We start from the raw sequence: 19,232 nt of genomic DNA, 5'->3' as shown, positions 1-19,232 counted from the left end.
ATGGCAAAGACGCAAGATTACGCATACCGGCGTCTGGTGTACAGCAAAAGTCGTACAAGTGGCGAGAAATTGGCCTGATATTGAGGTGGACGTCAAAAATAGTTTTAAATCGTAAAACCATTTCTAATTGGCTTTCGTACTGAGTTAAGTACAATTGCGCCAATTCAAAAATAAAACGATGTTGGTTATGCAATTTGACTTTTCACCTGTGCATCAGGTTTTTTCTCAGTTGAGTGCCCTTCCATGTGAGATTGAGCGCCTTTTTCACGGTCGTGGTCGCTGCTACCCTTCGCTGGAGCATTTAACAATTGATTGGCTATCAGGCCAGATTATGTGCACCGTATTCAAAGAGCAAGATGAAGGTTGGCTAGATGCTTTGCGCGCGTGTTTGCAAGAGTTTATGCAAACCCAAATTGGCAAACAGACCGTCCAATGCGTGTTTATTCAGCATAGGTATCGTGCAGATCATCAGGTGGAGGTGCTATATGGCACGCTCGAAACTCACCCAGTGGTCAACGAAAATGGTCTGCAATTTGAGCTGTCTTTAGGCTCCAAGCAAAACACAGGGCTGTTTTTAGATATGCGTAATGGTCGTACTTGGGTCAAAGCACACAGCGAAAATAAGAAAGTGCTCAACCTTTTTGCATATACTTGCGGGTTTTCTGTTGCAGCTATGGCGGGTGGTGCAAAGCAAGTCGTCAACCTAGATATGGCAAAAGCGGCGCTGAAGCAAGGTCGTCGCAACCACCAGCTCAATCAACATAGTTTAGAGACGATTTCGTTTTTGGGACATGACTTATTTAAATCGTGGGGTAAACTTCGGAAAATGGGTCCTTATGATTTGGTGATCATTGACCCACCTACATTTCAAAAGGGCAGTTTTGCACTGACAAAAGATTACCAGCGTATTTTACGCCGTTTACCCGAATTATTAAGCCAAGACGCTAAAGTACTCGCGTGTGTAAATGATCCTGCCTTACAAAGCCAGTTTTTGATTGACGAAATGCACCGTGAGGCACCCTCAGTGGCGTTTATTGAGCGATTGGAAAATCCGTCCGAGTTTAGAGATAGTGACCCGCAGGGTGGGTTGAAATGTTTAGTGTTTGAAAATCAAGCCAGATAACAAACCTCGCATTTGTATATACACTAGTGAGAAATGATTTAACGGCTACACTTAAATAACGGTTCAATCTAAATGTAGGCACCAGTGCGCATACTTTATTTGGCTTGTCTGATTCTACTTGTGAGTTGTGGGCGAGCACTTGCTTTGCAGTCAGTGCAAAAGCCAGCTATACCGCCATGTAGTTTACATGCCAAAGTGGGCGTAGTCGCTGGTTGGCCTCCCTTAACCAGTGTAAACGAAGCTGGTGTCGCAGAAGGGCTCGATATTGATATAGCTAGAATGGTATTTGAGCGCGCCAATATGTGTATTGAGTTTATTCGGCTACCCTCAGCTGCACGCAGTTTTGCGCAGCTTACGAAAGGCGTGGTCGATGTGGTGCTGATGGTCAGTTATACCTTCAAGCGCAAACAATGGGGCCACTTTTCAATTCCATATCGAAAAGAGCGCATGCGGCTATTCGCTCTGAAACAGCAATCTCAGCCAGTACTGTCTTTGATGTCTTTGCTAAGCACTGGGGCGACGGTGGGTCTGAGCATTGGATCTTATTATGGCGAAGAGGTAAAGGCACTTGCTCGTAATGAGCGTTTCACAGGCCAGTTTATTGGTATTTCAACCATTCAAAGACGCATTGAATTGCTTAATAAGCAGCGTGTTGATTTTATTGTCGAAGATGAGATTATCGGCAACTATCTAAGTCGCCAGTGGAGTGACAAGCCCATTTATCGATGGTCCTACCCGATTCACGATAACGAAGTCCACTTTTTATTGAGAAAAGAAAAGTTTAATGAGTTGCAACGCCAGCGTATTAACACTGAAATAGAGGCATTACAGCCGCGCATTCAGGCGATGGTAGAGCGTTATCGACAGCGCACAACAGCACACTAAGGAGTGGTCCACCCCCTGTGCTGCTAACACACATATCGCAGGGCAATGTATCTTATGAGGGGACACCGAGTCGCTCATAAGATACCCCGAGTCTCTGACACTTATTTGCATTTAAAATTGTATAAGAACCTACGTTAGGCGCGTGTGACGTCGTGTATTTACATTGCAGTAAAGCTGTCTTCGTTCGCTTAGCAAGTCAATGTATTTCAAGGAGCGTTTAGATATGCGAAACCGATTTTTACAACTCTTTTATGATTTTGCTTTGGAGTCACTGCACAATCATAAGCGTGTGCGCAATGCCAAAGTGAATGCTCGGATACGGCAGTTGGAGGGCTCCCCATGCAACCAAACGATTGACTGGTTACATGTCATTCTTATTCTACCATGTGTGCTGTTATTTATTCCTCTGTCGTCGGAATTTATCATTACGGCATTCAATTTGTTAGAACATTTACCAGTTTGGTATCGCTGGTTAATTGGACTGATGGTGCTTGCGAATTTTGGTTTAAAGCTGTCAGAAAAGTACCGGATCTGAGTCATACTTAGCACTGAGGGGTCGTTATGTCAGAGCAAGATAAGTCTTCCGCAGACATTTCAGAACATAGTGATACGCAGGAAAGTCAATCATCACATTCACCTAGTGAGTCTTTGATTGAGCGCTACCCGTCTTACAATTCAGAGCACACGCCACCGCCAGTTAACTATGACATTGAGCGCCAACCGCAAGATATTGTGATGGTACTTGTGGGTAAGTGGGCAATGCCTACGACGGTTATTTTAGTGCTGATCACCTGTTTATCTGGTTACTACTTAAATGTTGAAGTGTTTACACCCGTTGTAGGCATGATAGCCCCTGTAGTAATGGCGCTAATAATGGTGATAAAAGAGGCTTCATTGGGACAGGAACAAGATGAATCTTACTTAGATCGGGAGCGTGAGCGCTCAGAAAGAAGGCGCCAACTTGAAATTGAAAAGGAGCTTAAATTGGCTCAGTTGGCCTATGAAGAGCGACGTTTTCAACAAGAAATGGCAGAGAAAATACGTCAATTTGATAAAGGTGCAGAGGCCACTCAAGACTTTGTAGCACTGGCCAAAGACATGAATAGCCAGTTGGCTGAGCTGATGAAGAAAGAAACCGAATTAGTGGTAGGTGACACTCGAATCAAGCTGGCCGATGGCAACACACAAGTGGCGCAGCATGATGATAATGCAGCCGTTAAATAGGCGGGTACACGCCCGCAAAGCCTAACTTTATAATCTTTCATGTTAAATGACAGATATTTGGTTGAGTGATTTTTATACAGTTTGTTAGTCTGGTCTAAGGCAGGTTTACAATTGGATAACTGCCAGCCAAGGCCTGCCTTTAATTGCTGGCTAACAACATGGAATAAAGGTATGAAAAAAACATATTTAGCAGTACTCGCTGCGCTGAGCACGGCTAGTGCTTCGGTGATGGCGGTGGACTGCGCTCAACTCGCTGATTGGCAATCAAATCAGGTTTACACCGGTGGCATGGAAGTTAAGCATGACGCGTTTAAGTATGCAGCCAAATGGTGGACGCAAAATCAAGACCCTGCGCAGTACTCTAGTCCCGGTAATGTGTGGCGCAATGAAGGGCGGTGTGATCCGGTTGGGACGCCTTTGCCAGTTATTGGCTTAAATACACCGTTGGCGCAAAGTCGCCATATTCTCTCATCACCAGTAGTATTTAGTGCCACAGCGTCGCACCCGAGTAATATCCCAATTCAGTATGTTGAATTTAAAGTTGATGGGGCTGTGATTGCGACGGATACCGTCGCACCATATGAAACGACATGGACAGCGACGGGGTTGGGTGAGCATATCGTCGAAGCTGAAGTGGTAGACGATATTGGTGGACGCGCTAGCACGGGCACGCGAAGTATTTCAGTTGTCGTTGATGACATTATTGTGCCGCCAAGCGGATTTAAAATTGTCGGTTATTTTCCTAGCTGGCAAGGCCAAGTAGCAGATATCCAGTTTGATAAGCTGACCCATATCAATTACTCATTTTTATTACCCAATGCAGATGGTTCACTACAGCCACTTGAGAACTTAGCCAAAATGCAGCAGCTAGTGAGTGCTGCTCAGGCTGCTGGGGTAAAAGTGGGTATTGCCGTAGGGGGCTGGAACGGCGGTGATGATAGCGCCTTTGAAATGTTTGCGAGTTCAGCCCAAGGGCGGGCGACATTTATACGCAACCTGATGGCATTTGTTGAACAATATCAACTAGATGGTGTAGATATGGATTGGGAGTATCCTGATCCAGGGAGTTCTGCGAATAACTATGCTTTATTGATGAATGAGCTCAGTGTCGAGCTAAAAGCAAAAGGTAAATTCTTAACTGCGGCCGTAGTTGCACTTGGCTACACGGGGGGCGGGGTTTTAGAGTCTGTTTTCAATGACGTCGACTTCTTAAATCTTATGGCATATGACGCTAATAACGGCGATCACGCAAACTATCAATATGCTTTAGATTCAATAGCATATTGGCAAGGCAGAGGCTTAAGCAAAGAAAAAACAGTGCTGGGGGTGCCATTTTACTCGCGCCCGACTTGGCAAGCATACCGCACCTTGATCGCACAAGATGCAGCAAATGCGTGCCGCGATACGGATGGTACATCTTATTACAATGGGATCCCGACCATTCGTGCTAAAACGCAATTGGCACTGGATACCGCAGGCGGCATAATGAATTGGGAATTGTCTCATGATACATCGGGACCTGCATCTCTATTAACTGCAAAATGGGAAGTGGCACAAGGCCTGACACCGAGCTATCAATGTGATGGGAGTGGTGGTCCAAATGAGCCGACGCAATGTGTCGATATTCAAGTCGATCCGAGTCAATATGTGGCACACCCTGCGTGGCCTAATGGTGATCATGCATCAGGCGGTCAGCGCATTCGTTATCAACAGGCTGTGTATGAAGCAAACTGGTGGACACGCTCTGTGCCGGGTAGCGATCAAAGTTGGCAGCTGATTTGTAAATTTTAAGAGCAACGTAAAATGGCCGCTGAAGTAAGCGGCCATTTTGATCAGATTAGAAAACTATTTTGTACAAGTTGGATCTGCACCAACTACTTTCCAAGGGCCATAAAGTCCTGACTCACTTGGCACGTCACCACGTGTCCAATACTTCGCTTCATACTCTGTTCCACGGTATGTCACGCGATCTGGGCGTGTGTATACAGTATCTTTGTTCCATGTACCTGTACAAACATTGGAGCCATCGGTAGCGGTAGCAAATACGCGTGCCACATAAGTGGTGTTACTGCCATCGACCTTGAAGGTCATACTTACCTGAGCAATACCTGTGGTTGCGGCACTAAATTCAACGCTTACTTTACAGCTCTTGTTTTGTGTCAACGTACTTGCAGAGCATGTATCAGCAGTTGTGACGAGCCCTTCTGCAACACCTACGGTGGCTAAATTAAGTTGGTTAAACGTAAATGTAGGGCTGCCAGTATTGGTGACCGTAAAGGTGTGCTTCACTCTATCACCGATTACGAAGTCTGCTAAAGTTTGCTGCTCTTGATAACCAACACTTACAGGTACAGAACCGTCTTTTACCGACGCAATCCACTGGCCTAGCGCCGCGACATCAGCGTATACACCATATTTGTCAGGCCTTGCACAGCCAATCCCCCAGCTTACTACCCCAAGCTGCACGGTCTGCCCGCCAGATTGGATCACGATAGGGCCGCCACTGTCACCACTACAAGAGTCTTTCTGGCCCTGTGGGTAACCTGCACAAAACTCGCTAGCCCCGACATTGCTATAATGACCTCCCGACTGACGACATACAGCATCAGAAACTAGAGGTACATCTACTTCATACAGGTTGGTTGGACGCACGCCACCTTCTTGTAATCTACCTAACCCTGCAACTGACAACATGTCACCTTCACGGGCGTAATAATCGATTGAAGACTGGGCTAGAGTGACGCTTGAGCCAACGTTAGGTAGCCGAGACAGTTTTAAAACTGCAACGTCATTATGTAATGTTTGGTTGTTATATTGTGGATGAGAATGGACCTGTTCAACGCTAATTCGGTCACCGTCGTTACCCGCTAGGATAAACCCGGCGACTTTAACGTTTAAAGATTGTGCCGTTTTGTTACGGACACAGTGTGCCGCTGTTAAGACATAACCATCACCAATGTAACTACCGCCACAAAAAGCCGTGGTGCCATTCGCACTCAAAATTTGTGTGTAAAATGGCCAGTCGGCAGTATTCGCTGGGTTACCACCGACAATTGCAGTGTCTAAGTCTCCAATTGCCATCACGGATGCACTGGCCGCAATACTTGTGGCCAGCAGTGTGTGTCGCATGACGCCTTTTAGAGAGTGTGTAGTTCCTTTCATGTTGTACCTTTTATGTTCACTTGTTAGAAAACCTAAAGATACAATCAAATGTTGCTAAATGTGTAAAAAATGTAATTGAAATGATTTCAATCGTTCCAGTGTTATTTTTTTAACCAATTGATAATATTGGCCTTGATAGGCCGCTTAGGGTAGCACCCTAAGTTCCTTGTAAAATCTTGTTTACTTTTTGTGCTTTTAAATTGTGGCTACAAATAGTCGGGCATATTTGAAGTCGGTAGCAATATGATGGCGTCATACACATTTGCTAACACCACCTTCTTCTCTCTCGTGCCCCATTCTTTGGCGATTGTTTCAGTGAAAAGCCAGTCATCAGCTGTGCCAGCTTGATCTTGCTTATTCAGAGGTAAAAACGCGATCGAATCGGTGGCCTCATCAGCCAATGACTCAAGTGAATTAGGTGCATGTGGGGTAACGCCTATACGTTGTCTGGAGTTCGATGCATGCTCACCTGACAGCATGTAGAGTGCGACCGTGTAGAGATCTTCGCCGTAATGATCAGCAAGGTGCGCGCCCATATGTTTTTGTGGTGTTGTATCGCTGGGGTAATGTTCTGCAATGTGGAAGTTATGTGCCCAAATAATGATTTTGTCGCTGCTTAATACAGAGTCTGCCAAATCAATAAAGTTGTCAGCCATACCGCGATCTCTTGCACGAATACCGGCACTTATTCCACTCTCGTAACTGGCTTCTATCATATCCATCATGCGGCGCATTGAACGGGCAACGAGCAGGGTCATTGGTTCAGGGGTGACCTGATTTGCAAAGTGATCCACGAGTTTATCAAGCGCCGCTTTTATATCAGGTAATTGCTGGCCAATGTAGTCGCAGCCCGACTGGCTATAGTCCCTAAAGCAGTTTCTATCTCGTTCGCTGAGCGTTGCTATGGTGGTTAACAGTGCCTCTAAGTCAAGTTCGAATTGGAGTGGCTGTCTGATAAGGGCTTCAGAAAAAAAAGCTTGGTAGTGATGTGTGCCATCAAAACTACCTGAGCGTTGGACATCAAAACCTGCTAACTTTAGGGGGCGCTCAGTATTCTGTGATGCAACAATATAGTCAAATAAATCAAGCACAGATTCAGTCATCCAGATGCCAAAAATACACGCGCCCATAAGTTCTCTACCAGAGATATCTGGCCTGCTATTGAGGGCGTTGGTGCAAGCAAATGTAGAGCTTTCAAACGCAATGGTATTAAAGCCGTGATACTGATGTAAATATTGAGTCAGGCGATTCTTTATTTGATTCATCTGTTTTGAGCCATGACTGCTTTCCCCTAATTGAATTAATCTCGGCCCACTGAAATAAGTATCGAGTGATCCGAGGTCGTTAAAATCCTCGGTATCGGTCAAGCTTGCGATAGACACATGATTGTCTCTAATAAAAGAGACATAGTTCGCGTTGTTTCCTGTATCTGGTTGGGCAGGGTCGGGCATTTGGGATGTCGAAGGACTTGAGCTGCCAGAGCCACACCCTGTAATGAAAGTCGCGAAACAAAAAGTGATGACTTTAGCAAGTGTCAATGTATGCCTGGACTGGTCGTGGTACATAGGGGCGTTCCTTCTTTGTATTTATTAAAGAAACAAACTAGCCTGTTTTTTAAACACTTGCCAGCAAGGTATTGCAGGTCAAATAAGCTAGTTTTTTACATACTGTTTTTAAAGTCATTCCTGAGTAATGCAAAAATAAAAATAATATTGGGTGGGTGTGACACTGTGGTTAGGAAATATTTTTAATAGAGAAATGCGTGTTTAAGCGGTTTTTTTATCATCTTCAAAGGGTTTGATTGTTTTGTATATGGCAATTATGTGAGGGTTTTTGAGATAGGGTTATGGGCATTTATAACCTTGTTATTGAACAGATTTAATTAGTTATTTCATATTTAGAAGGTTGTTTATCTAAGCGCGCGAAGTAAAACATCTATACCGTTCCCGCAATCAACACTAAACTCACAACAAAAGATGTCCTTTTTAGATAAGTCTAAGTCCTTAAGGACATGCTGGCACTAGGATATGCTCTAACTTAAAGGAGGTACTTTATGTCACATAAGGTGGGTTTTTATATCTATGATGAATTTCAAACAGTTGATCTTGCTGGGCCATTAGATGCGTTTGCAGTTGCCAACGATTTGTTGGCGCCAAAGGTGGGCTATGAGTTGGTGACGCTGACAAACGAGACGTTACCAGTACGTTCAGAAAGTGGGCTGCAAACCTTGGCTGATGATAACGTAGCCAACTGTAGGGGGTTGCACACGCTGGTTATTGTGGGTGGACGAGGGTGTCAATCTGTTATCAATAATGCACAACATTTGGCGCAATTGCGGCAGTTAGCTGGAAGTTGTCAACGTATTGTCAGTATTTGCACTGGGGCGTTTATCGTTGCGGCTATGTGGCCTGAGCGCACACTTAAGCTATCAACTCACTGGGATTTTGCTGACAAACTGGCAGCCCAATTCCCAAACGTTATTGTTGAATCTCAGAAGTTGTTTGTCCAAAGTGAGGAAGTATTTTCTTCAGGAGGGCTTACCGCAGGGATAGACCTTGCGCTTAGCTTGGTTGCTCAGGACCATAGCATGGCCTTGGCCCAGAAAGTAGCACAATACATGGTGATGTATGTCAGGCGAAGTGGCGATCAACGGCAGTATTCCAGTTTACTCTCAGCACAGCAAACATTGTCGCACCGTTTTCAAGATTCCATCGAGTTTATCCAAAGTAATATTGATAAGCCGCTATCACTGGAGCTTTTGGCTGAGCAGGCGGCTTTGAGTCCCAGGCATTTCAGGCGCGTGTTCAAAGATAAAGTCGGTCTTGCTCCGATGCGTTTTGTATTGTTGTTGAGGCTAGAGAAAGCCAAAAACTTACTGTGTAATTCAGAGTTATCGGTAGCTCAGATAAGCGTTTTGACCGGATTTGGAACCCCTCCCTTATTGACCCGAAAGTTCAGCCAAGAGTATGGGGTAACTCCCACGCAATTTCGCGAAAACTTTACTTTGGAAATATGATAATGAAAAAAATATTAGCGATATGGTTGCTGTGTTTAAGTTGTTTACAGGCTAAGGCGCATTCAAATGATGAAAATGCTTTTCACGTTGGGGTGATGTTATTTGAAGGAGCACAAGCCATTGATTTTGTGGGGCCGATAGAAGTTTTTGGACAAGCTGGGTTCCGTATTACCACGGTGAGTAAAGATGGCCGCGAAATTAATACGGCAATGGGGTTGAAGGTCGTGCCAGATCGCGCTTTTTCTAAAGATTTGCAGTTAGATGCACTGTTGATCCCCGGCGGGAACGTTAATGGGCATTTACTAAAAGATGTGGCGATTAAAAACTGGATTTTGGAACAAAGTGAAGCAGCCCAGTATGTGATGTCTGTTTGCAATGGTGCATTTATTCTCGCGAACACGGGTTTACTCGATGGGTTAAATGCCACAACAATAGAAAAAGCCTTTGCCAGCTTTGAGCGTCAGTATCCACAGGTGAACTTGATACGAGATAGAAAGCTGACCGATAATGGCAAGGTACTCACTACGGCTGGTCTCTCCTCGGGAATTGATGGGGCGCTATCGCTGGTTGCAAAGGTGAAGGGTGAGCGAGTAGCCCACTCAGTGGCTGCAAAAATAGAGTATCAGTGGATGCCTGGTGGTGGCTATATTCGCGGTAAAATGGCAGATCAAGTATTACCAGACTTTGGTGATTTGCCCAGCGGGATATCATTGCTTTCTCGCACATTTCATTACGGTGATGAAAGGGTGTGGTATCAGGGCTATAGGTTTGATATCGGGGTGCTTGAAATCGTTGATTTGTCAGCATGGCTGGCGCAGCAGATGGCGGCCGCTGGCTGGAAGCTGGCTGGAGACAGGGGGGCACTGACTTGGTCTTTTGAACACGGAGATGCCCATTGGCTATTGCATGCCAGCATGAAACCAACCAGTGATGCTGAAGTCGTCGCACATCTAACTCTGACGCGACAACTATAGCGCCACAGTCCGTAAATTAAGTAGGAAAGCCACAGTTGCTTGCACAGCTATCAAGGTTGCATCAACAACGTGGCTTTATCATCAGCGAAGACTACCTATAACACCACCTTTGATACACAAAACGTTTAAATCTGACTGTGTTTCCCTTGATATTACATCGATTTGGCTCAGTTCTTGAGCTTTCAAATTGGTAACTTTTCTTTATCACAAAACAAAATAGTGAGAAGTAAAGTGCATTGGAAAACAGCTAAAGTCAGCATGTGGTTGATGGCGATCGGAATAAACCTTTACGCGGTACATGCTGCTGCGAGTAGTAGCCCATTAAACTATGAGTCTAGCGGTTCAGTATTGTTAAGCGACCAATTTGCGCCGAGTGCGCATAGTGTCTCGTTAGAAGGAAGTCCCTTGGATGTGGAGCGAGAACGGCTTTATTCCATTGACTTTGAAAGTACCATAACACGTGACGCGCATACTTGGTTTATGTGGCTTGAGTACAGTCGAAACCCGAGTGAGGGGGGCGTTTCATCTTGGTTTGGCAATACCAATGAAGATGCCGCAACAACAGAAGATGGCCGCGGAACCAGTCGCACTCAATTATCGTCTTTATACTGGCAATACACACTACCCAACAGTGAGCAACAGGTTCTGCTGGGCCTTGCTGAAGTGAGCATGCTTGTCGACACCAATGATGTGGCCAACGATGAAGTTGGGCAATTTATGACGGCTGGATTTGTAAATAATCCCAGCATCGACTTTCCTGATTATGCGCCTGCACTGCGTTACCAAGGGGTGATTTCAGACGAAACGTGGCGGTGGCGTTTGTTATTGTCGAGCGCCAAAGGGCTGGCCGGCAATCAGGGAAACTACGCAGAGACATTTAGCCAAATAGATGGCTCAGATGGCGTATTTACCACCCTTGAAGGGCAGAGGCAGCTCGCGAATAACACGGCCTTGACCTTTGGGAGTTGGCACAACAGTGATACAAAGCGGCATGGGGTATACAGTGCGTTTCACAAAGAAATCGGTGATATTCAGCTGCATAGCCGCTTGGGTCACAGTCGCAGTTATCAACACGCGCAGGATGATGAGGCGTTGGATAAGACCCATTTCGCGAGCCTTTCAGGGCAGTACACACACCAAGCATTCACGCTTGCCGCTGGGGCGAGTTTTATAGGGAATAAGTCGTCAGGTGGCCAAACGGCTGTGACGCGTATGGTTGAATGCTACGTAAAATATGACTGGTCAGAAAACTTGCATACCACGGTCGCGGCGCAGTGGCACGATGGGGTCGTCAATAGCGATGAACCTGGTGTTATAGCAAATTGGCAAAATGTGATGACGTTGCGCACTGTATTACACTGGTAAATCGGTCACCATTATAGTTTGGAGTACTGTTTAGGCGGTACGCCAAATACCTTTTTAAAGGCGCTATTGAAGGCACTACTTGACTCAAAACCAAGTTGCTGTGCAATGATTTGTTGCGACTGGCCGACATTAAGCATTTCAACGGCGCGCAGCGCTCTTAACTTTTGTTTCCATTGACTAAAGCCCATTGCAAAATTTTTGTGAAACAGTCGATTTAGCGTTCGACTAGAAGCGCCCACTTGTTGGCCCCACTGTTCTAACGTGAGTGGGCTGCCAGGGTTGGCATACAATTCTGAAACAATGGGGTGCAGACGGGGGTCTTGCGCACTGGGGATGAAGAAGTCGCTGGTTGGGGCGATTTCTAGCCTGTCAACGAACACGTCTATAAAACGCTGAGTTTTATCATCTAGAGGGTAGTCTTCTGGCCATGTACATATCTCTAAAATCATCGCCTTGAGCAGGTCACTGACGACCAGAGATTTGGCGGTACTACCTAATAGAGACTCATACTTTTGATCAATGTAGACACTGCGAAAGTGGCCGCCGTATCGGCAGTAGGTTTCGTGTGCGACATTAGGCGGGATCCAAAGTGCTTGTTGGGGTGGGATCACAAACGTCCCTTGGGGGGTAAAAATGGTCATCACGCCATTGTTGATATAGGTCAGTTGCCCCCAAGCGTGGCTGTGCTCTTCTACATGTTCCCACTCAGGCATCGTTGACGCGCGCGGGAAAACAGGCCTGTCTAAAGAGGTACGCTTAAAGCGAGACTTCACATGCTGCCAAGATTGATTTGTCTGTTTTGATAAATTTTCTGTCATGTATTTGAATTTTGGCCAACAAAAATTGAGCATATACTAATCAGGCTTTTCTCTCAATGTGCTTAGGATAGTGAATGAACAAACGACGTTTTTGGCAGTTTTCGCCGACCCCAATGAGTTTCTTGGTACTGGCCACCATCGTAATGGCTATGGCATTTGCAGGATGGACAGCAATGCTAAACAACTTTGCTGTAGAGGCTGCCGCCTTTACAGGTGCTAATATGGGAATGTTGCAGTCTTTGCGTGAGATCCCTGGTTTTCTTGCATTTACAGCTGTGTTTATTTTGTTGGTTCTCAAAGAGCAAACATTTGCCGTTATTAGTCTGTGTTTGCTCTCTATTGGTGTGGCTGTGACGGGCTTATTCCCAACGATATACGGCTTGTATGCGACTACCGTTTTGATGTCCATCGGCTTTCATTATTTTGAAACGATCAATCAATCGTTGAGTTTACAATGGTTTAAAAAAGATGAAGCGGCAGAAAAACTAGGTCAATTATTGTCGGTGAAGTCTATGGCGGCATTGGTAACCTTTGCCGTAATTTGGCTTGGCTTTAGTGTGTTTCACAGTGATTATGTATGGATGTATTTATTGATCGGTGGGGCAGGTCTATTGGTGACGTTGTTTCTGGCCTTTACTCACCCTCCATTTATTGAATCGGCGCCGCAAAGTAAGAAGTTAATTCTAAGGAAAGAGTACAGTTTGTACTATCTGTTGGTATTTTTCTCTGGTGCTCGTAGGCAAATATTTATGGTTTTTGCCGGATTCTTAATGGTCGAAAAGTTTGGCTACGATGTTGCAGAAATTACTGCGTTATACATGCTGAATCACGTGATAAATATTTTTCTGGCCCCCAAAATCGGCAGTTGGATAGGGCGTATAGGGGAACAAAAAGCACTGACGGTTGAGTACATGGGGTTAATCGCTGTATTTGTCGGCTATGCCGTTGTCGAATCAGCAAATTTGGCCGCTGTACTGTATGTGATTGACCATATCTTTTTCGCCATGGCGATCGCACTGAAAACCTATTTTCAAAAAATAGCGAGACCAGAAGATATTGCCGCAACCGCGGGTGTGAGCTTTACAATTAACCATATTGCTGCGGTTGTCATTCCCGCCAGTTTTGGTGTTGTATGGCTTTATGATCAGTCTTTGGTGTTTTATTTTGGTGCTGCTTTAGCTGCGTGTTCACTGATTTTGAGTCAGTTTATTAGCCCTCACTTGCGCAAAGTGAACGACGCACAAGCTTCCCAAGTTTAACCCGATTTCCCATTTATTTCAGCGAGTTAAATCTGGACCAATTGGTTAGCCTAATTAGCTAGTTAGCTAACCAGGTGGTCCATGTTCACGCCTTTACACCCTGTTGAGACCTATATGGTTTTTACTTACATTCGAATCAGCCTTGCTACCGATGCATTGGGGTTGCCATCTAATCACCCTCTGTACCATCGTCATGCTAGCTTAGTGTTGCGCAACAACCTCGATGGGCGTTGGTTTGCTTATGGGTTTGGGTTTACTGGATTTTGCTCCGAGCCTATACCAAGAAAAGCCAAAGTGTATGCGCGAGAGCTGGTGGCGAAAAGAATGTCAGTTGCACAAATCGACAAGTTGTTTATCAAGTTAAATCAAGGCAAATCGGTACATTACGATATAGCCAAATACAACTGCGTCGACCATTTAATTGTAGGGCTAAGGGCTATTGGTAAGCGCTCAAAATTACTTAGCCATTATCGATATATGAATAGGGCGTGGTACAAAAACAGCGAGTATCTTAAGGGGTAAAATCTTTTAAGATTTTCGCTGCCTTTGTGCCTACATCTGAAAAGTTCTCTGTCCCTTTGGTCATTGCTTTTTGTGCCTCTTCGATGACTTTAACGTACTTAGGATCACCGGTTGCAAGCAATTGCGATAAAGCAACACCAATGGCAGTAGTGGTAATTGTGCTTAAGTTTCGCAAGTTGTCGGTCGCGTCTTGCACAGCCATGGACGTTGACTGTGCCACTGCTTGTTGGGCTTTGATGAGTGCTGCAGTTTTGTCTGCCATGGTAAGTTATCAACCTTGTGCAAGGATCAGTGCACAGGCCGAAGAGACGGATGCAGATGTATAGGTTTGTGCACTTTGTTGTGCTGTCACCGCATTTTGCATCATTAATCCCACAGTGTCGGCTAGCGCAGAGTCACTCAATTGTGAGATGATCTCATCGACACTGGGTCCATTTTTATCTGACATAGGTTATGACCTCTTAAAAGTAAGGCGAAACGCCAGTTAAGTGGAAAACAAATGCTCAAACAGAGGCGCTGTACGCCCCTGAAAGATAGGATGATTTATTGGCTATCATCTTTATCTGTTATGGCCGATGCTGCACGTCCAAGCACCGCACTACCAACCGCGCCCAAGGCATTAACGCCCTGAATCGTAGCAGCTTGCACAGTGATAGCCGCTTGTTGTTGTGCATTGGTTGCATTGTGACCTGCATTTGACAGTGCAGCCCCCATTGAGGCGAAGAGGTTTCCCATCGCCATTGATGGGTTATCCGCAAGTACCTTCGTATTGACTTGAGTGAGCGAGTCAGTAATTTGCTTGTTTACAGTAGGTTCTTTAGCCATTGCTATTTCCTTTTAAGTTAAGTGTATGGACGGTTTAGCCAATGAGCTGGCTATTTATTTCACTAAGTGCATCGCTGATTTGTTCCTCGACGGCTTCCAACTGCTTGGTAACTTCTTGGTTAACACTCTGAGCGTCAGAGAATGGCGCTAGCGATTCGAGTCGTTGATCATTTTCAGCCAGTAAGTCGGCTACTTCTTGCTCTTGTTTTTCAGAGAGCGCTTGGATTTGCGCCATATGCTCTTCATAAAGCGCGCTATATTTGGCAAGTGACGTCATGGGGTTCACTCCGTATCTGTTGATTCATCGGGCTTAGTTGGTGTTTCTTTTGGTGCTGACTGCTTGTTTTTTCCAAAGCGAAATAGGTTGAAACGGGGCTTTTTCTCTTGTTTGCTTGGTTCAGGCTCTGCGGGTTCTGCTACCATGGCTTCATTGGCCGTGTCTTGTGGTTTTTCTTTATCTTTTTCAGCTGCCTGAGTTGGATTTGGTGTTTTAAGCAACCTAGCGCATGCGTTGGTGATTGAAGCGGCGGTTGTCATTTGAGCATGCTGCTGGCTGGTTACGGCATTGTGCATAGATAGCCCGAGCGTTTCTGCTAGTGTGGTTTCGGTCATGCTGGTCGCTTGTTGCGAAAACGGCACGCTGTCTTTGTCTTGCTCACTCATGATTAAGTCCTCGTTAAATTCAAACTGGTTAGTCGCTCAACAACTGAGCAATCGTTGCAACTAGAATACGGAGGTTAACCGTTTAAAAATCGGGTAAAGTTAGATTTGATTCGGGTTTTTCTAGGATTTTGGGGGCGTGCCCCCAAGGCTGCTATTCGTCTTGATTTTCATGTAGGACAGTGGCAATTTTTTCTCCTACGGCACTGAAGTTATCCGCACCTCGACTCACAATTGATTGTGCATCTTCAATGATTTTTGAAAACTTATCATCACCTGTTTCTATATATTGAGACAGTGCGACACCAATTGCTGTTGTGCTCAAGGTGTTGAGGTTGCGTAAGTTATCAGTTGCATCTGACAGTGCCAATGCGGTGGATTGAGCGATCGATTGTTGTGCACTTTGTACCGCAGACTCCGCAGCATCGGGTGCGCTATTTAGATTTTCCATATGTAACTCCAAACAGTAAAAAGCCCTTAGCGGTGATTCAGTCACTAAGAGCTTGGTTGGGATAGTGGATCAGTATCCTTTAATCAACAAATCCAAATCTGATTAAGCATCAGGCTCTATGATGTCTTCTGCACTGCGGCCGATGACTGAAGTACCGATCGACATAAGTGAGTTAACACCTTGAACGGTCGCAGCTTGCATCGTAATCGCAGCTTGCTGCTGTGCAGCTGTTGCATTATGTGCCGCGGTACCTAATGCTTGGCTGGTAGACATGAGTAGGTTACCCATTGCCATTGCTGGTGTTTCACCAACGACTTTGGTATTTACCTGCGTAACTGAATCCGTTACTTGTGCATTAACTGTATCTGCCATGATTGACTCCTGTTAATTTAGTTAAGTGGATATACATTTAGCGAGTAAGTACTTAGCCTTTCTCGATGATGCCTTCAGCACTGCGGCCAACCACTGAGCTACCGATAGACATCAGTGAATTAACACCTTGTACAGTTGCAGCTTGCATTGTGATTTGAGCTTGTTGTTGTGCTGATGTCGCGTTGTGAGCAGCGTTACTTAAAGCTTGGCTGGTAGACATTAATAGGTTGCCCATCGCCATTGCTGGAGTTTCACCAACTACTTTTGTGTTTACTTGAGTAACTGAGTCAGTGATTGCTGCGTTTACTGTATCTGCCATGATATTTTCCTCATTAAATAGTTAATTAATTGGCTGAATTAGCCTTTGCTAAGAATTTCTGCACTGCCACGTCCAACAACGGCTGTGCCAGTTGACATCAGTGAGTTAATGCCTTGCACTGTCGCCGCCTGCATCGTAATACCTGCTTGCTGGTTTCCTGTCGTTGCATTCAGCGCTGCCGTGCCTAATGCATGACTTGTTGACAGAAGTAGGTTGCCCGTACTTGATGCAGGTGTTGAACCTGTGACACTGGTGTTTACCTGAGTGACAGAGTCTGTCACTTGGCCATTTACACCACCTGCCGCACTTGGTGCTGCTGCCATAGTGTTTTCCTTCTATTGGTTAGTTATTGGTCTTCACAGACCGACTTTTTTAGCCAAAACCGCTGGCAAAAAACTATTTCGATGCCTTAGGGCCCATGCTCAATAACATCTCACTCGCCAGCGCCGTGTTGGTCTTGATAATGGCATTGTGTTGATGTTGAGCGAGCGTGGCGTTGTGGGCAGCATTGCCTAAAGACTGAGCGGTAGCTTGCAATAACATGTCTCTAGAGAGGCCTGGTGCTTGCTGTGCTACCAATTCGTTCAGTTGCTTTAGTGCTTCAATATCTGCCATCTTGTAACCCGTCGTTTTCAATACAGCCAGTTTAGATATTTACTGCCGTTATTAATCGGCTCAATGTATTGAAAAGTAGGGGTAAATTTGGCAGTTAAGGCTGTTGACGTTTTTTGTATTCTCGAGGGGACATCTGGGTATAGCGACGGAAGATTTTCTCGAAGTGGCTGAGATCCCCAAACCCAACTTCCATACACAGGTCGGTGATCCGTAAGTTCGGGTTTTGCTCGATTAGCTGACAAGCTTTACGGATCCTAAATTCAGCGAGGATTTGCTTAAAGCTGCGCTGTAATGCGCGTTTAAATAAATATGACAGATGCGAAGAGCTGACATAAGCATTCGCAGCGAGTTCTTTAAGTGAAATATCTCGCTGCCAGTGATCGAGAATATAAGACAAGGCTTTTTGTAGGCTGGGGTGGTACTTGCTAAAGGGGGCCATATCGCCGGCCAACAAATACTCTACACAATGTTGTGGGTTTTGTGTGAATGCAGTTGTTTTAGCAAGTTCAGGGTAGATATTGACGAGGGTTTGTTCACTGATGTCATTTTCTTGTGCCAGAGTAAAAGTGCGCAGTAGCACCTTTTCCAACTCAGCGATGTTGTTTGGCCAGCGATAGTTTTTTAAGACCGATTTCGCTTGTTCTGTTAATTGTTGCTGGGGTGACAATTGGTAAATCTCAGAGAGTTGTTCCACCAGGGTATGGATATCGTCAGGTCGTTCGCGTAATGGTGGGATTTGCAAACTAAAGAAATTTAACTTTTGCCACAGGCTAGGCAAGAATTCAGCCTGATCTACCAATGATTGAATGTCTGATTCGCTGGCACTAATAATACGAATACGTTGCAAGTCTATTTTACTGGTGTAACTTGCACTATTTTTACTTTGGGTAGTGAGTTGCTCAAGTAGGTATTTTTGTTGTGTTAAAGAGAGTGCATCAATGTGGCTGAAGAAGATACACCCTTGGTTCATTGCCGTATTTACATGACTTAGTTTTTTAGCAAAATCTTCCTCATCGCAACTGGCACAATCGATTTCATAGAATGGGTGATGCTTAGCATAGCTGCTAAAGTGGATTGAGCACGCGACATCGACAACCTCGCTACCTGACTCAGCTTGGATATAGACTGGGCATAATTTAGCGGCGATCCGCTCAATGGTTTTTTCCAAATTTAATATTTGATCACTATAGCCTTGCAGCGATGCTTTTTTCCCAAGGTATCTGCTTGATAGTGCCTGAATTGCATTGCGTTTAACCAGTATACCTATTTGACTCGAAAGCTGTGTGAGTTCTGATTGTGTAGGGCTTGGCTGGCTACTTTTGGTTAGCAAATTTAAAGCCCCGATACGCTTTCTTTGATACACAATGGGATAGCTTTGCTGGCTGTGACAGGTCAAGCTGTTTTCTTGATTAAAAACAATATGCGTTTTTAACTGTTGAGTCTGATCCTCGACCTCCAAAGACAGCTGTCTAAGAGTATGTTCCGAGCATCTCGCATTAAGGTAGCGAGTAAGTGACTGGGTGAGCGGTAATTGGTTTTCTATCGCATCTGATGGTGAGATAGCGCTTAGTGTTGATTCATTCATCGTTGACTCCAAAGCAATATTAACTTTTGTCTTGCGAAAATCCTTTCAAAGTAAAAA

General features: G+C 45.1%; 24 protein-coding genes. 10 read left to right on the top strand and 14 right to left on the bottom strand.

What is annotated here, in order from left to right:
• The first annotated feature begins 187 nt into the window (after positions 1–187).
• The 5 genes from N480_RS10645 (at position 188) to N480_RS10625 (ending at position 5,023) form a co-directional block, all read left to right on the top strand.
• Positions 188–1,123 (top strand): class I SAM-dependent methyltransferase, encoded by a 936-nt coding sequence (locus tag N480_RS10645; RefSeq protein WP_063372498.1) that lies wholly within the window; start codon positions 188–190, stop codon positions 1,121–1,123.
• Between the two features lie 84 nt (positions 1,124–1,207).
• On the top strand, positions 1,208–2,008 hold the full coding sequence (locus tag N480_RS10640) for a substrate-binding periplasmic protein (protein WP_081231827.1): 801 nt from the start codon (positions 1,208–1,210) through the stop codon (positions 2,006–2,008).
• A gap of 223 nt (positions 2,009–2,231) precedes the next feature.
• Positions 2,232–2,543 carry a hypothetical protein gene (locus N480_RS10635; protein ID WP_063372474.1) on the top strand — a complete coding sequence of 104 codons (312 nt, stop codon included), beginning with the start codon at positions 2,232–2,234 and terminating at the stop codon, positions 2,541–2,543.
• A 26-nt stretch (positions 2,544–2,569) separates the two neighbouring features.
• Positions 2,570–3,232 carry a hypothetical protein gene (locus tag N480_RS10630; RefSeq protein ID WP_063372473.1) on the top strand — a complete coding sequence of 221 codons (663 nt, stop codon included), beginning with the start codon at positions 2,570–2,572 and terminating at the stop codon, positions 3,230–3,232.
• A 171-nt stretch (positions 3,233–3,403) separates the two neighbouring features.
• Complete coding sequence (locus tag N480_RS10625) at positions 3,404–5,023, top strand: glycosyl hydrolase family 18 protein (protein ID WP_063372472.1); 1,620 nt, start codon at positions 3,404–3,406, stop codon at positions 5,021–5,023.
• A gap of 54 nt (positions 5,024–5,077) precedes the next feature.
• On the opposite strand, the gene N480_RS10620 is transcribed toward N480_RS10625, so the two are convergent.
• Together N480_RS10620 and N480_RS10615 are read right to left on the bottom strand one after the other, a co-directional pair.
• A complete protein-coding gene (locus tag N480_RS10620; protein WP_081231826.1) occupies positions 5,078–6,394 on the bottom strand; it encodes a trypsin-like serine protease in 1,317 nt (438 codons plus the stop codon).
• A 206-nt stretch (positions 6,395–6,600) separates the two neighbouring features.
• Positions 6,601–7,959: an erythromycin esterase family protein gene (locus N480_RS10615; protein ID WP_063372471.1), complete on the bottom strand. Its 1,359-nt coding sequence runs from the start codon at positions 7,957–7,959 to the stop codon at positions 6,601–6,603.
• Between the two features lie 488 nt (positions 7,960–8,447).
• On the opposite strand from N480_RS10615, the gene N480_RS10610 reads away from it, so the two are divergent.
• From N480_RS10610 to N480_RS10600, 3 genes are all read left to right on the top strand, one after another.
• The gene (locus tag N480_RS10610; protein ID WP_063372470.1) at positions 8,448–9,410 is read left to right on the top strand and encodes a GlxA family transcriptional regulator; all 963 of its coding nucleotides are present in this window, start codon (positions 8,448–8,450) and stop codon (positions 9,408–9,410) included.
• Between the two features lie 2 nt (positions 9,411–9,412).
• Positions 9,413–10,384, top strand: a complete 972-nt coding sequence (locus N480_RS10605) for a DJ-1/PfpI family protein (RefSeq protein WP_063372469.1) — start codon at positions 9,413–9,415, stop codon at positions 10,382–10,384.
• Between the two features lie 174 nt (positions 10,385–10,558).
• On the top strand, positions 10,559–11,749 hold the full coding sequence (locus N480_RS10600) for a hypothetical protein (protein ID WP_063372468.1): 1,191 nt from the start codon (positions 10,559–10,561) through the stop codon (positions 11,747–11,749).
• Positions 11,750–11,760: 11 nt separating this feature from the next.
• On the opposite strand, the gene N480_RS10595 is transcribed toward N480_RS10600, so the two are convergent.
• A complete protein-coding gene (locus tag N480_RS10595; RefSeq protein ID WP_063372495.1) occupies positions 11,761–12,567 on the bottom strand; it encodes an AraC family transcriptional regulator in 807 nt (268 codons plus the stop codon).
• Between the two features lie 74 nt (positions 12,568–12,641).
• Between N480_RS10595 and N480_RS10590 the strand changes: the two genes are divergently transcribed.
• A complete protein-coding gene (locus N480_RS10590; RefSeq protein WP_063372467.1) occupies positions 12,642–13,826 on the top strand; it encodes an MFS transporter in 1,185 nt (394 codons plus the stop codon).
• A gap of 81 nt (positions 13,827–13,907) precedes the next feature.
• Complete coding sequence (locus tag N480_RS10585) at positions 13,908–14,348, top strand: hypothetical protein (protein WP_063372466.1); 441 nt, start codon at positions 13,908–13,910, stop codon at positions 14,346–14,348.
• Here N480_RS10585 and N480_RS10580 read toward each other — a convergent pair.
• The 11 genes from N480_RS10580 to N480_RS10535 all read right to left on the bottom strand — a co-directional run bounded on the left by N480_RS10580 (position 14,338) and on the right by N480_RS10535 (position 19,175).
• On the bottom strand, positions 14,338–14,610 hold the full coding sequence (locus N480_RS10580; protein ID WP_063372465.1) for a hypothetical protein: 273 nt from the start codon (positions 14,608–14,610) through the stop codon (positions 14,338–14,340). The genes N480_RS10585 and N480_RS10580 overlap by 11 nt on opposite strands.
• Before the next feature lie 9 nt (positions 14,611–14,619).
• Positions 14,620–14,796, bottom strand: coding sequence for a RebB family R body protein (locus N480_RS24990; RefSeq protein WP_081225409.1), 177 nt, complete (start codon positions 14,794–14,796; stop codon positions 14,620–14,622).
• A gap of 95 nt (positions 14,797–14,891) precedes the next feature.
• Entirely contained in the window at positions 14,892–15,173 is a 282-nt protein-coding gene (locus tag N480_RS10575; RefSeq protein WP_063372464.1) for a RebB family R body protein, read from the bottom strand.
• Between the two features lie 34 nt (positions 15,174–15,207).
• Positions 15,208–15,450 carry a hypothetical protein gene (locus tag N480_RS10570; protein WP_063372463.1) on the bottom strand — a complete coding sequence of 81 codons (243 nt, stop codon included), beginning with the start codon at positions 15,448–15,450 and terminating at the stop codon, positions 15,208–15,210.
• A 5-nt stretch (positions 15,451–15,455) separates the two neighbouring features.
• Positions 15,456–15,836, bottom strand: a complete 381-nt coding sequence (locus N480_RS10565; protein WP_063372462.1) for a RebB family R body protein — start codon at positions 15,834–15,836, stop codon at positions 15,456–15,458.
• A 151-nt stretch (positions 15,837–15,987) separates the two neighbouring features.
• On the bottom strand, positions 15,988–16,284 hold the full coding sequence (locus N480_RS10560; RefSeq protein ID WP_063372461.1) for a hypothetical protein: 297 nt from the start codon (positions 16,282–16,284) through the stop codon (positions 15,988–15,990).
• 102 nt (positions 16,285–16,386) lie between these two features.
• Positions 16,387–16,656, bottom strand: a complete 270-nt coding sequence (locus tag N480_RS10555; protein ID WP_063372460.1) for a RebB family R body protein — start codon at positions 16,654–16,656, stop codon at positions 16,387–16,389.
• A 52-nt stretch (positions 16,657–16,708) separates the two neighbouring features.
• Complete coding sequence (locus N480_RS10550; RefSeq protein ID WP_023401227.1) at positions 16,709–16,975, bottom strand: RebB family R body protein; 267 nt, start codon at positions 16,973–16,975, stop codon at positions 16,709–16,711.
• 38 nt (positions 16,976–17,013) lie between these two features.
• On the bottom strand, positions 17,014–17,298 hold the full coding sequence (locus tag N480_RS10545) for a RebB family R body protein (RefSeq protein ID WP_063372459.1): 285 nt from the start codon (positions 17,296–17,298) through the stop codon (positions 17,014–17,016).
• 73 nt (positions 17,299–17,371) lie between these two features.
• Positions 17,372–17,590, bottom strand: a complete 219-nt coding sequence (locus tag N480_RS10540) for a RebB family R body protein (RefSeq protein WP_063372458.1) — start codon at positions 17,588–17,590, stop codon at positions 17,372–17,374.
• A 94-nt stretch (positions 17,591–17,684) separates the two neighbouring features.
• Entirely contained in the window at positions 17,685–19,175 is a 1,491-nt protein-coding gene (locus N480_RS10535) for an AraC family transcriptional regulator (protein ID WP_063372457.1), read from the bottom strand.
• Positions 19,176–19,232: the final 57 nt, after the last annotated feature.

It is taken from the genome of Pseudoalteromonas luteoviolacea S2607 (assembly GCF_001625575.1).
Classification (GTDB): Bacteria; Pseudomonadota; Gammaproteobacteria; order Enterobacterales; family Alteromonadaceae; genus Pseudoalteromonas; species Pseudoalteromonas luteoviolacea_E.
Note: the sequence above shows the minus strand (reverse complement) of the source record. Positions and strands in the feature narration are given on the sequence as shown.

Coding starts and splice junctions, on each gene's coding strand:
- N480_RS10645 (WP_063372498.1), top strand. CDS start 188: ATGCAATTTGACTTTTCACCTGTGCATCAGGTTTTTTCTCAGTTGAGT.
- N480_RS10550 (WP_023401227.1), bottom strand. CDS start 16,975: ATGGCAGATACAGTAAACGCAGCAATCACTGACTCAGTTACTCAAGTA.
- N480_RS10560 (WP_063372461.1), bottom strand. CDS start 16,284: ATGGAAAATCTAAATAGCGCACCCGATGCTGCGGAGTCTGCGGTACAA.
- N480_RS10570 (WP_063372463.1), bottom strand. CDS start 15,450: ATGACGTCACTTGCCAAATATAGCGCGCTTTATGAAGAGCATATGGCG.
- N480_RS10555 (WP_063372460.1), bottom strand. CDS start 16,656: ATGGCAGATACAGTTAATGCACAAGTAACGGATTCAGTTACGCAGGTA.
- N480_RS10635 (WP_063372474.1), top strand. CDS start 2,232: ATGCGAAACCGATTTTTACAACTCTTTTATGATTTTGCTTTGGAGTCA.
- N480_RS10575 (WP_063372464.1), bottom strand. CDS start 15,173: ATGGCTAAAGAACCTACTGTAAACAAGCAAATTACTGACTCGCTCACT.
- N480_RS10605 (WP_063372469.1), top strand. CDS start 9,413: ATGAAAAAAATATTAGCGATATGGTTGCTGTGTTTAAGTTGTTTACAG.
- N480_RS10535 (WP_063372457.1), bottom strand. CDS start 19,175: ATGAATGAATCAACACTAAGCGCTATCTCACCATCAGATGCGATAGAA.
- N480_RS10630 (WP_063372473.1), top strand. CDS start 2,570: ATGTCAGAGCAAGATAAGTCTTCCGCAGACATTTCAGAACATAGTGAT.
- N480_RS10545 (WP_063372459.1), bottom strand. CDS start 17,298: ATGGCAGCAGCACCAAGTGCGGCAGGTGGTGTAAATGGCCAAGTGACA.
- N480_RS10620 (WP_081231826.1), bottom strand. CDS start 6,394: ATGAAAGGAACTACACACTCTCTAAAAGGCGTCATGCGACACACACTG.
- N480_RS10580 (WP_063372465.1), bottom strand. CDS start 14,610: ATGGCAGACAAAACTGCAGCACTCATCAAAGCCCAACAAGCAGTGGCA.
- N480_RS10625 (WP_063372472.1), top strand. CDS start 3,404: ATGAAAAAAACATATTTAGCAGTACTCGCTGCGCTGAGCACGGCTAGT.
- N480_RS10585 (WP_063372466.1), top strand. CDS start 13,908: ATGTTCACGCCTTTACACCCTGTTGAGACCTATATGGTTTTTACTTAC.
- N480_RS10565 (WP_063372462.1), bottom strand. CDS start 15,836: ATGAGTGAGCAAGACAAAGACAGCGTGCCGTTTTCGCAACAAGCGACC.
- N480_RS10615 (WP_063372471.1), bottom strand. CDS start 7,959: ATGTACCACGACCAGTCCAGGCATACATTGACACTTGCTAAAGTCATC.
- N480_RS10595 (WP_063372495.1), bottom strand. CDS start 12,567: ATGACAGAAAATTTATCAAAACAGACAAATCAATCTTGGCAGCATGTG.
- N480_RS10540 (WP_063372458.1), bottom strand. CDS start 17,590: ATGGCAGATATTGAAGCACTAAAGCAACTGAACGAATTGGTAGCACAG.
- N480_RS10590 (WP_063372467.1), top strand. CDS start 12,642: ATGAACAAACGACGTTTTTGGCAGTTTTCGCCGACCCCAATGAGTTTC.
- N480_RS10610 (WP_063372470.1), top strand. CDS start 8,448: ATGTCACATAAGGTGGGTTTTTATATCTATGATGAATTTCAAACAGTT.
- N480_RS24990 (WP_081225409.1), bottom strand. CDS start 14,796: ATGTCAGATAAAAATGGACCCAGTGTCGATGAGATCATCTCACAATTG.